The organism is Methanobrevibacter sp. UBA188, assembly GCF_905234905.1.
GTDB lineage: Archaea > Methanobacteriota > Methanobacteria > Methanobacteriales > Methanobacteriaceae > Methanocatella.
On sequence record NZ_CAJOJM010000040.1, the window covers coordinates 1 to 12,784 of the forward strand.

Annotated in this window: 5 protein-coding genes; 3 read left to right on the forward strand and 2 right to left on the reverse strand. The window is 32.1% G+C overall.

The features are described 5' to 3' along the window. Window positions 1-49 precede the first annotated feature (49 nt). Window positions 50-1,033 carry a tRNA dihydrouridine synthase DusB gene (gene dusB / locus QZ143_RS07750; protein WP_292882861.1) on the reverse strand — a complete coding sequence of 328 codons (984 nt, stop codon included), beginning with the start codon at window positions 1,031-1,033 and terminating at the stop codon, window positions 50-52. A gap of 49 nt (window positions 1,034-1,082) precedes the next feature. Next, window positions 1,083-1,925 carry a DUF1002 domain-containing protein gene (locus QZ143_RS07755; RefSeq protein ID WP_292609821.1) on the reverse strand — a complete coding sequence of 281 codons (843 nt, stop codon included), beginning with the start codon at window positions 1,923-1,925 and terminating at the stop codon, window positions 1,083-1,085. 249 nt (window positions 1,926-2,174) lie between these two features. Between QZ143_RS07755 and QZ143_RS07760 the strand changes: the two genes are divergently transcribed. The 3 genes from QZ143_RS07760 to QZ143_RS07770 all read left to right on the forward strand — a co-directional run. Then, window positions 2,175-7,049 carry a cobaltochelatase subunit CobN gene (locus QZ143_RS07760; protein WP_292882864.1) on the forward strand — a complete coding sequence of 1,625 codons (4,875 nt, stop codon included), beginning with the start codon at window positions 2,175-2,177 and terminating at the stop codon, window positions 7,047-7,049. A 130-nt stretch (window positions 7,050-7,179) separates the two neighbouring features. Continuing rightward, window positions 7,180-11,658 (forward strand): right-handed parallel beta-helix repeat-containing protein, encoded by a 4,479-nt coding sequence (locus QZ143_RS07765; RefSeq protein ID WP_292882867.1) that lies wholly within the window; start codon window positions 7,180-7,182, stop codon window positions 11,656-11,658. Between the two features lie 193 nt (window positions 11,659-11,851). Further along, the coding region (locus tag QZ143_RS07770) for a hypothetical protein (RefSeq protein ID WP_292882870.1) at window positions 11,852-12,784 on the forward strand (933 nt) is incomplete at its 3' end.

The window sequence follows — 12,784 nt, forward strand, 5'->3', positions numbered from 1 at the left end:
TATATTCTTTTTTTCTATTAATACATTAATTACAAGATAATTGGTAATGTTAATATCTTTTAATTGATTCGACATAGTTGTCAATTATCTCAAATAATTCTTCGGGAGTTGTTGTTTTAAATAGTTTCGGTTTGATTTCCACGCTTCTATACTGATTTTTTAAATAATATGCTGCGTGAACTCTCATTTTGGAAATGGCAACTTTTTCAGGTTTATATTTAAAAAGCAGTTCGGTATGTTTTTTAAGCATTTCCATTTTTTCTTCAAGTGTTGCTTTTTGAGGAAGTGTTCCGTCTTCAAGGTACTCCACGCACTGCTTTATAATCCATGGATTTCCAAGGGTTCCTCTTCCAATCATTACTGCATCGCAACCTGTTTCATCAATCATTTCTTTAGCATCAAAACAGCTTCTTATATCTCCATTACCAATCACGGGTATTGAAACTAATTCTTTAACGTCTCGAATAATTGACCAGTCAGCATCAATTCCGTATGTATCAAACTTTGTTCTTGGATGTACAGTTATGGCTGATGCACCGGCATCTTCGGCAATTTCGGCAATTTGGCATGCATTGATATGTTCTCTGTCCCATCCGCTTCTAATTTTAACTGTAACAGGCACAGGTACAGAATCAACAACTTCTGATATGATGTCGTATGCCTTATCAGGTGTTTTGAGTAGCGCACTTCCGGCATTTGCCTTGACGGCTACTTTTCTGACGGGACATCCCATATTGATGTCAATGATGTCTGGGTGCATGTTTTCATAAATGTATTGTGATGCTTTTTTCATTGTTTCGGCTTCAGATCCGAAAATCTGTTGGGAAATTGGTCTTTCGCATTCGGTCATTTCCAGCATGTCCTGAGTTCGGGTATTGTCATGGATGATGCCTCTATCTGACACCATTTCAGTTTCAATAAGTCCGCACCCCATGGATTTTATTATTCTTCTAAAAGTCAGTTCGCATATTCCGGCCATAGGTGCTAGAACAACCTGGTTGTCGATTTTAACATTGCCAATTTTCCATTTCATATAATCACAAATTAGGCTCGAAAATTTAAAAAAAAGTTTTGGAGGAATATTATCCGAATATTCCGCCTAAAAAATTGTTTGAATTGCTGCTAGTATTATTTAAAACCTCACTTACTTGATTTTCATAGGTATTTATGTCTCCTTGAGTGTTTTGAATTTGCTCAATACTATTTGCAAGGTTTTCAATACTGCTGTTTGTAATGTTAATGTTATTGTTTACAGTGTAATTGTAAATAATGTTTACAATAGTTTGGTGATCTGTAACATTTTCTTTTTTTACAGTTTCTTTCACGTCATCAACTAATTTGGATACTTGATCTGAACTGGCATTTGTGTCTTTAACAACTTCTGCCTGTGTGTAAATTTCCTTGTTTGCTGCTTCTTTAACGGTTTCCGGAATTTTCACATTGGTTGCCTCTTCATAACAGTTCATTATTCCTGCAAGTGCAGATTCACCGGTTGCAGTAACTGGACTTGTAACGTATACGTGGCCGCTTTTGATTCCTGCAGATTTTAATGCGGACAGGTACATGTCTCCAGTTATTGTGGTGATTTTATCTTTATCCACGCTAACTTTAAGATCGGCACTGTCCTTTAAATTAACAAGTGCTGAGGAAAATATTTCACTGGAATCATAGGTTCTGCCGGTTATTGTACTGGCAATTTTGTTAACGTCACTTGCTGTAATAATTTTTTCTGCTGCATTGCTTAAATCCAAATTGCTTTGACTTTTAAAAAATGAATCAACGTCAGATTTATAGTTTGTATTCGCATGAGTAGTTTCACCGTAAGTTATAACAACTGAATTTGCCTGACCGGAAAATCCTGCTGGTATAACCATACCTATTAAGATTATAGATAAAATAACCATACCAATAGTAATCTTACGCATATTATCACCTCTTATATAATAGCACATTTTATTTATTTTATTTAGTATTTAAATTTATCTCATATTATGACAATTTTTATTGAATGCTAACTATAATTAACTTTAGTAAGTTTTATATGTTTTCAAGTCAAACTTAAACTTATAGTAAATCTTAATCGATGTTGCTATGTTTGTTATAAAGGTATAAAAGGAGGTGAAAATACGAAAAAACTAGATAATAGGCTATTATTCGCATTAATTATTTCAATAATGCTTTTGTTTTCTATAAGCACAGTATTTGCAGGGAATAATGAAACAGTATCTGATATTGTAGGTACTACTGATAATTTGGATGATGTTGTTCAACTTCAAGACATTCCAGACACCCAGTCTTCGAAATCAGATGAACAAATACTAACAGCAGGTAATAATGTAATTAATGTTGTTAATGTAATGGATTCTTATAACGAAACTGGCAAAACATGGAGTGAAGACGGATTTAATTTAAAGGGTGCTACAATCAAGGTTTATGACTCCTCAGATAATGTGGTGTCAACTGTTAAAACTGATTCAAAGGGTAATGCAGTTATTAAAAACTTAGGTTCTTCTAAATATTCTTTAGAGGTTTCTTATTTAACTTATGAACCCCAAAAGTACGTTGTTGATTTCACTAAAAAAAGCGGTACTGTAGATATTAAGGGAATAATGTTTGTTCCAGATATATTGTTGTTAGTGGATTATAACTCTCACAATGAGAAAGTTGATTTGCTGATGAATATGTCAAGGAGGATTGCATACATCAGTACAACTGATTTTGATAAATCTCGTGCGTGGTTAGTGGAATATGCTAATTATATGCATATTGACATGTTTTCAGAATCTGCTTACAGTGTTTTGACAGCTCAATACTTAAAAGAACTTCTTGCGAGGTCTCCGGCTAATGCAAAATATAATGTTGCATATACTTTCAGTGTATTTTCAAAACAAATTTTGAACAATACTGGAATTCATATTGTAGGAGCTTCAGCAGCTAACAATACTTTTGATACTATTGAGAACACTTATATAGGCTCATATTTCCAGGCTAGGGATATTGCAGAATCAGATATTTTGCAAAATAATATGAAAAATTATCTGAATTATGTAAAACATTTGATTAACCCTAAAAAATATTCTGACCCTACTCTGGATGAAAAAAATGCTCCATTGATGTCTCCTGAATGTGGTTTTTATCATCCTGATTTAGGTTTGTATACTTTAGTTCCTGAAGGAAAATTAATTAATCAATGGATTCGTGAAAATCCAGGTTATACTCACAGTTCTGACGGTAGTTTAAATTGGATGACCGAAAATTATGTTGTATGGTTAACTAATGTATTGGATCCGACAGCATTGTTCAAGAAGTTTGAAAAGGATTATATTGCTAAATTTGGTCCAAAAAAATCATTCATAGCTATCGCTTCTTACTATGGTGGTGAAGAGGTTGCCGATGCACTTATCAGAGGTTATGAAGCTAATGGTAGGCCAGCTTTTAATGTATTTAAAACTGGAACTCAACCTCCAATGTCTTCAATTTTGAATAAGATCGCTTCAATTTCATCTGTTGGTATATCTGCAGTTAATTCATTATGTAGTTGGTCTTTAGATTATGCTAATGGTACTGCTGAACCAGATTTAACTGACATAGATTTGCATGTATTGAAAGGAATTGTTGAAATTTCTGAATACAGCTATCTCAGTGAATTAGGTCCTCAAGTCGAATGGACATTCATGGTTACATATCCAAGTTTCGAAGGAGTATTTGGTCAGGTTGCTTTGTCTTATGTAGATGTTTTTGGTAAGTCTCATGTTATCCAAGAAGGTGTAGATAAGATGGTTAAATTAAACTGTAAATGGGCTGACTTGCATGATTTAAATAATTCCGATAAGAAAGTAGCTATCATGTTGTATAACTATCCTCCGGGAAAAGCTGAAATCGGGGCTTCCTATTTGGATGTTTTCAACAGTACTTTTGAATTGCTTTATCAATTATATATGCAAGGTTACGATATTGGCGGTGACTTTGAATTTTCAAATGCAGTAAATAATACATTCCAATGGATTATAAATGCTAAAGATTCATATTTAATTAATAAAACTCGTCATAACTTGCTTTCATTGCATAATTTAACTCAAATAATATTTGACATGAACAATAAAGGTTCTTGGGCAAAAGGGTTATTAAACACTTATGTCGAAGAGAATTGGGATTATTTGATGGAACATCATCAATTGATTTCATTAAACGACTTCGAAAAGTTAACAGCAGATGTTAAAGATGAATTGTTTAATCAGATGATTTCCTACTGGAAAGACGGTTTAGGTCCGGCAATGGTTTATAAAAATAAGTATATTGTAATTCCTGGTGTATGGTTTGGTAATGTATTCATCACTTTCCAACCTAGTAGAGGTTGGGAAGAGGTTCAAGATTATCACAGTTTAACCATTCCTCCGCATCAACAATATGTTGCATTTTATAAATGGTTGGATAAAACCGCAAAAATGAATGCTATTGTTTCAATGGGTACTCACGGAACTCTAGAATGGTTGCCTGGTATTAACTTGGGTGCATTCCCTGGAGATTGGACATTTGAGTTAACTTTACTTCCAACTGTATATCCTTATATTGTTTCTAACCCTGGTGAGGCTATGGTTGCAAGAGATAGGAGTTCAGCTTTATTGATTACTCACATGACTCCTGCAATGGTATCATCTGAGTTATATGGTAATTATACTGTATTGAAAAATTACATCAATTACTATAAAGAACAATTGAGCTTAAATGTAACTAATAATGCTGAATCTTATAAGAATAAGATTTTAAATTTGGCTCCTAGCTTAGGTTTCAGAAACATGTCTAAAAATGAGACATTCCAGGAGTGGATTGACGAATTGCATATCTATTTGGATGATATGGAAAACGACTTTAACACTTATGGTCTTCACCATTTGGGAAAGATCTTAACTGGTTATGAGCTTGCAGAAGAGGTAGTTACAATTGTCACTTCTCAAACAAAAATATATGATCAGTTATTGGAGCTATTGTATCCTAAATTAAGTGGATTGAAATTCTATGATGATATTCAGGGCAATCTTAAGTATGCCAAAGAGGCTGATAGAATAAAATCATTCTTAAAAGAGTATTCTTTACGTTTGGTTAATGGAAGTTCTGCTAAACAATTGAACAGGGAGCTCGGTATTTTAGAGGGAACTGCACTGTATAATTCAACACTTTACTGTGAAGATATTATTTTAAACATTCAAAGAAATAATGAATGGAATGCAATTTTGAGTGCTTTAAATGGAAGATATGTAAAAGCAGGTCTGTTTGCTGATCCTTCTTACGGTGATTCAATTCCAACCGGTTATGACGGTTATGCATCTGATCCTACCAGAATGCCTTCTCATGCAGCGTATGAGTCTGCTGTTAGAATTGTGGATATGCTTTTGGCTAATTACTATGAACAGCATGGAAAATGGCCAGAATTAACTTCATTAATCTTGTGGGGTACAGAAATATCCAGAACTGAAGGTATTGGTGTTGCTGAATTCATGTATTTGCTGGGTTGTAAACCTGTTTGGGCAGATAATGGTAAGGTTTTAGGTGTTGAACAAATACCTATTGATGAGTTAACTGTAACATTGAATGACGGTTCTGTAGTTAATAGGCCTAGAATTGATGTATTTGTAAGTATGGTTACAAACAATAAGGATTGGATTACTTGGATGTTGACTTCAGTTAATTTAGCTGTTAATGCTGCTGGTGAGGATGCATCTAATAATTATGTAATCAAGCATTATGCAGAAAATCCTCATTTGGATAGGTTATTCGGTCTTCCAGGTAATGTTTTAGAAGGTACTGGTATGTCTAATCTTATACCTAATACTGCAGACTGGAGTATTGCATCAGTAAATGAATATGCAATGGATATTTATTTAAATAAAGTATCTTATTCATGGACTTTGGATGAAAAAGGTAATATTCAAGTTAATAAACAGAAAGATGTTTATAAATATTTGCTTGATAATGTGGATGTAATTACTCAAAACTTTGATAGTAGTTGGAGATTATTCGATTCTGATGATTACTATGATTGGTTTGGTGGATTATATAATGCAGCTAATGTATTGAAAGAAAAATCAGGTAAAGATAAGCCTGATACTGCTTTCTTTGATATTAGGAACAAAAATAAATATGTTTCAAGAACTTATCAGGAAGAATTGGAATTCGAAGTTCGTAGTATTCTTTTAAATCCACAATACTATGATCCTTTAGTTAAAACTCCTGCAGGTATGAATGCATATGCTTCCAGATTCCAGAATTTCTATGCAACAACCGTTTTGGGCGGAGAAAAATTAAATAAAGAATTGGGTAATCAATTGGCTGATACTGTACTTAAAATAAATTCTGGTGTTAACAGTAATACGTTAGCAGCAGGTTCTCAATCCACACTTGCTTGGATGGTTTATATGGCTCAACAAGGACTTTGGGATGGAGATGCAAGTACTGTTCAAAAGTTAGTCGATTCTTACATGCAAAGTGTAATTGAGTATGGTGTTGCATGTTGTCACCACACTTGTAAAAACCTTGCATGGAACTCTGAAATTATTCAGTTAAGTTCTTTAACTCCTGCACAAAAACAGAAATTTGCAGAAATTTTAGCTCAGGCAACCGAAACAGATCCATTATATCAAATGGATAAGGAAACTGATAAACAAGGTGCTGAAGGAAATCAAGGCCAAGGCTCTGAAAAGGGTGAAAAAGGAAATCAAAATGCTAATGTTTTAACAAATTCCACATCACAACAATCACAATCTGATGGGTCTAACAGTGGAGGTCAAACTTCTGTAGGTAATGATGCTTCACAATCTGGTGATGCAAAATCAGCAGCTGACTCTTCTAGCTCACAGGATGCATCTTCTGGTGGTGAAAGTGCTGGTGGAGCTAAATCATATGAGATTTCAGAACAATCTGTTGCTAAATCTGCTTCAAGTTCTGCAGAATCAAGCATGCCAATATTTGTTATAATTGCTGTAATTATTTTAATTGCAATTTTCTTGGTTGGTTATGCTAGAGATAGTAAAGATGATTATGATGATTATTAAATTAATCATCAACTTTTTTTTATTTTATAGTAATTTTTAAATATTGTATTTTGTCATAGATTATATTATAATAGAAAATTTTTAAAGTTTGTTTTATCAAACTTTCAATTAAAATTTGATGAGGTATAATATGAGTAAAAAAATTAATATTTGTTTAGTTTTATTGCTTTTATTGGTTTCAATTGGTGCGGTTAGCGCTGTGGAAAATTTAAATGAAACTAATGCTGTAAGTAATGAAGCTATTTATGATGCTGTTGAAGTATCTTCTGATGTTAATATTAATCATAATTCTAATGATGTTTTAACGGTAGAAGATTCACAAAATCAGTTGGAATCTTCTTCACATACAATAACTGATGCGAATTATAATCAATATTTTGATTTAAAGGGTAATTTGGTATCTTCAAAGGTAAATGAAGGAGATACAATTAATTTGGATGGAAATTTTTCATCAAAGAATTTTATTTTCAATAAAAAAATCAATGTTGTGGGAACTTCTTCAAATAACATGAAAAATTCTATGATTTCACTGTTAAGCGGTGCTTCTGGAAGTTCAATATCACACCTTAATATTGCAAATACAAAAGCTGAGACTTACGGTATATTTTTAAACTCAGCAAGCAATTGTGTAATTGATGGTTGTACTATAAAAAATACTGGAAGGGCTTCTTATGCAATTTGTGTTGCAAATGGTGCTAACCATAATAATGTAACTGACAATGACTTAAAGACATATGGCATTACCTATGGTCATGGTACAAGATCCACTCCAACACTGCTTGTAAGTGGTTCTCATTATAACTACATTGCTAATAATAAAGTGGAAGTTGATGATGCTAATGGTATTTACCTGTCTAGTTATGATGGTGGCCCTATAAAAGGAGGTCTTTCTAATTTCAATGTTATTTATAATAATACTGTAATGTGCAATAAGGATGTTTTACCTACTTCATGGAGTTATACCATTCAAATCATGGGTAACAATAATACAATTAAAGCTAATAAGGTTATTAGAGGTTATAGAGGTATTTCTTCTTCCGGTTATGGTAATATTTTCACAGACAATATTATTAGAAATATCACAGGTGCTGATTACAACCACCTTGGCGTTGAAACTGGTGGGGAGTATGCAATTGTAGGATCTTACGGTGCAATTGTTAAAAATAACACTATTATTGATTGTAAAATAATATCAACTGGTGCAGGAATAACCGTTATTGATAATTCCATTGTAGAAAACAATTGGGTGAATGTAACAAAAGCAGGTAGGGGTATTGTTGCTGCCGGTTCAAATGTTGTAATTAGAAATAATACTGTTTTCACAGAATTTGGGTCTGGAATTTATGAAAAAGATGAAGGTTCTGGTCTTTTGATTGAAAATAATGTTGTTACTTCTGATTCTGGTGTTGGAATTTTAATCGAAAAATTAAGTTCCAGAAGAATGCCTTCTAATGTTAATATTATTGGAAACACAGTTAGAACTGGTAATAAGGTTGCAATTGATGCAAGTGGTGTTCAAGCTAACACTTCTGATATTGATGTTCAGTCTAATAATGTATTTGGAAAAGATATTCATACTCCTGCAGGTGTTATTGATACTTCAAAACCAACTTATATTTATAAAGGTGCCACTTTAACAATCACACCATCTAATTTTGATGAATATATCAATGCAAATGGTGGTTTGACTGATTTGGTTAATGATGGTGATATTTTAAAATTTAAAGGTACATTCGATAATAAGGTAATATACATCAATAAAGGTATCAGAATCACTGGTGAAGACTGTACATTCTATAATTCAACATTTAAAGTTACTACTGGTAATGTATTAATTGAAAATTTAAACATTATCAATAAGGAAGCTGAAAGAGTCAATGCATGGGGAATTTTCGTAAATCAGGCTCAAGGTGTAAGGATTGTTAACAATAATATTTCTGTAAGCGACCCTAAGGCATCTTATGCTGTTTATGTTTTAGAATCAACATTTGTTGACGTGTGGAATAATCAATTAACTTCCGAAGGGGATTATTTAACATTTACTTTACTTTCATATGCTTGTGAAGATTGTAATTTTGCAAACAATACTATTAAAACAATTGGTACTGGGGATGTTTATAATTTCAGACCGGAAACCTGTATTGATGGTAACGAAATTGTTATAGATGGAAAACAGTATTGCATTGATGGTAATGAGTTGTATATTGATGGAAAATCTTATTGTATTGATGGTAATGAGCTTGTTATAGATGGTAAGTCTTTTTGTATTGATGGTAATGAGCTTGTAATTGATGGTAAGTCTTTTTGTATTGATGGTAATGAGCTTTGCATTGATGGTGAAGAATATTGTATGGATGGGGCACATGTTATTTCCGAAATTTATCAAACATACGGAATTTTATTATTATACTCATCAAATAATGTAGTTTCAGGAAATAATGTAAATGTCACTTCCAAATTAGCTGAAGTTCATTCAACCACTGGCAAAGACAACTCTACTAACTCACTAGTCGGTATAGATTTATATTTCAATAGTCATAACAATGTTTTTTCAAACAATATTGTTAATGTAAAAGGCAAAGACAATTATGTTTATGGAATGGGTGTTTTAGGTTATAACACTGGTCATAAAGCTCCTGAAGGTCAAGGCGCTACAAACAATACTTTTGAAGGAAATATCATAACTCTTGAAAGTCCGTATTTTGCTACTGGTTTAATTGTGGGTGCTGAATCTGAAGGAACAATCTTAAAAGACAATGTCATTTTCTTAAATGCAAATGGTGTTACTTATGGAATTACATTGGAACTGTCAAAAATGACCACTATTGAAGGAAATGATGTTACTTTGAATTCAGAAGTTATTTATGGAATTGAAGCATTATCTTCTGATGGTAATGTAATAATCGGTAATGATTTTAAAACTGATGCAAAACAGGTTTATGGAATCTTGCTTTCTATTTGTAAAGAAAATATTATTTCAAACAATATCATATCTGCAAACGGTAATGGTGAAGAGTTGACCATTAGAAACCTGGATTCAATTAAATGCGGAAATGCTGGAATATATCTTAGATCAAATTCTTCAAATAACAGAATAAATGCCAATAATATTACTTCAACCAAAGGTTATGCAATTATAATTGATAATGAAGCTATTGATAATGTTATTGAGGATAATTATTTGAATTCAGAAACAGGCATTGGTAATGCTGCAATAAACAATACTATTGGAAATGAGATTTCTGACAATTATGTATTTATTGCTAATTATACTATTAAAGTAAGTGAAATTAAATACTTGGGAAATGGTCAATTTATTTTAACTTGCGGTAATGAATTAAATGGTGCTGTTGTCAAATTTTATGATTTTAATGATAAATTTATAGGTGATGCAACAGTTTCAAATGGTGGTGCTGTTTATAACTATACATTTGATGAAACTTACACTCCTGCAACCTATAGATTTACAGCGCAACTGCTTAAGGAAAATTACAAATTATCTGTCTATGAAATGTTAGTTGATATTAATAAAGCTGATGTTAGTGTGGAATTTGAGAATATAACCATAATTCAAGGTGATACCCAATCAATTTCTTTAAAAATTGTTGATCCTTTAGGTAATCCAATTAAAGGAGCTACTGTTAAATTTAACAGGCAAAGTGCTAGAGACTTCCCTATGGGAACAGCAGTATCGGATAGTCAGGGTATTGCAAAAATATCCTATGAACTTCCTGTTTCATTGGGTACTGGTGATTACATTGTTCGTGCAGACATATCTGGGTTAAGCAATTATAATGATGCAAGTGTTGAGTCTAAATTAACCGTTTCACCAAGACTCGATGTTATGATATCTATTAATTCCAACATGTATGTCAAAGGAATATTAGGTACTCTAAAAGATTCCAATGGTAATGTTATTGGAAATAAAAAAGTATCTGTGAAACTTGGTTCAACTACCTATTCAATTACTTCAAATGATGAAGGAAAACTTGTATTGCCTGCAGATGCCAAAGCGGGTTCTTATCAGGCAACTGTTAATTCACCTGCTGAAGGCAAATACTCTGAAAATACTCTTACATCAAAAGTACTTATTGTTAATCCTATATCTGGAGGCAAGAATTACTCCGTTTATTATGGAAACACTGTAAAGTATAAAGTCCGCATATTGGACACTAAGGGTAAGGCTGTAGGTGCCGGAAAAGTTGTCAATTTCAAAGTCAATGGCAAAACAATAAAATCTAAAACTGATAAATCTGGTTATGCAACCGCTTCAGTTAAGTTAGGTGTTGGTAAGTATACTATTGCTGCAACTTATGGTGGTGTTTCCACATCCAATAATATTGTCTTTAAAGCAACTTTGTCTGCAAAAAATATAGTGCATAAAAAAGCCAAAACAATTAAATTCTCCACTAAATTAGTGGATAAAAAAGGTAAAGTCTTAAAAGGTAAAAAGATTACTTTTAAAATTAGTGGTAAAAAGTATTCTGCTAAAACAAACAAAAAAGGTGTTGCAACTGCCGCTATCAAAAATTTAAAAGTAGGTAAATTCACAATAACTTCAAGTTATGGTGGATGTACTATTAAGAATACTATACAGATTAAAAAATAAGGTTATTTAACCTTTATTTTACTTTTTTTTCAATTTTTCTTTAAATACATTTAAATATTTTTAAAATATAACTTATATGCATATAGTCAATTTTTTTTTCAATTAATTATGATTTTTATGGCTATTGTTTATTTTAATTATATTAAAATGAGGTGAAATTATCAAAGCAAAAAGTTTATTTATTTCATTAATCATGCTTTCTGTAGTAATGTTGTCATTAAGCGCAGCTTTTGCTAGTGACAATGCTACAGATGTCGTAGCTATTGATAATGAAATTGTTATCGATGAGCCACTTGCTGTTGATGAAAATTCTCAAGCAGTGAGTGCAGATGAAAATGTTGTAACTAAAGATAATTTTAATAATTATTTTGATAGTACTGGATCTCTATTGAGTAATGTCACTTCAGATGAATTGGTATTTAGTGGAGATATTTCTAATGTTGGGGTAGATAATATTGTACTTAACCGCTCAATTAAAATAAGCGGTAATGATGCAGTATTAACCAACATTTCTATAGATGTCAAATCTAGTGATGTTGTTATTTCCGGTTTAACTATTAATCAAGATAAAGGTGTATTTGGAATTTCTGTTTCCAATGCATCTGATGTATTAATCCAAGATTCTACTATTAATTTTAATGCAAATGCTGGCATTAATGGATATGCAATTAATGCTGATTTTGCAGATAATTTAAAAATTATGAACAATATCATTAATTATGCTGGTGCAACAACCGGATGGGAAGTTAACTATGCAATTCGTGTTACAAATTCCAATAATGCTATAATTAGTGGTAACAAAATTAAGGCTAAAATTGTTTCCGCTGATGTTGGTTGGGCAGAAGTTCCTCCAGGTAGTGGAAATTGGGTAAGTAGTCCAATTAGTGGAACTATAGTTGTAAGGGATTCAAATGGTCCTGTTTTAGATAGTAATGATATAAATACTACTTATTCTGGTGTTGTCACTAAATATGGTTATGACACTATTTATGTTGTTGATTTTTCAGGAACATCAGGTTCTGTAATCGTTAATAACAATATTACTTCCATTGGTAAAGATTATATCTATGGTATTATTATTTCTGATAATGATTTTACAATAAGAGCTAATAATATTAAATCTGCT

Excerpts from the sequence above, each read along its gene's own strand:
- dusB (WP_292882861.1), bottom strand. The coding sequence starts at position 1,033 with ATGAAATGGAAAATTGGCAATGTTAAAATCGACAACCAGGTTGTTCTA.
- QZ143_RS07755 (WP_292609821.1), bottom strand. The coding sequence starts at position 1,925 with ATGCGTAAGATTACTATTGGTATGGTTATTTTATCTATAATCTTAATA.
- QZ143_RS07760 (WP_292882864.1), top strand. The coding sequence starts at position 2,175 with ATGCTTTTGTTTTCTATAAGCACAGTATTTGCAGGGAATAATGAAACA.
- QZ143_RS07765 (WP_292882867.1), top strand. The coding sequence starts at position 7,180 with ATGAGTAAAAAAATTAATATTTGTTTAGTTTTATTGCTTTTATTGGTT.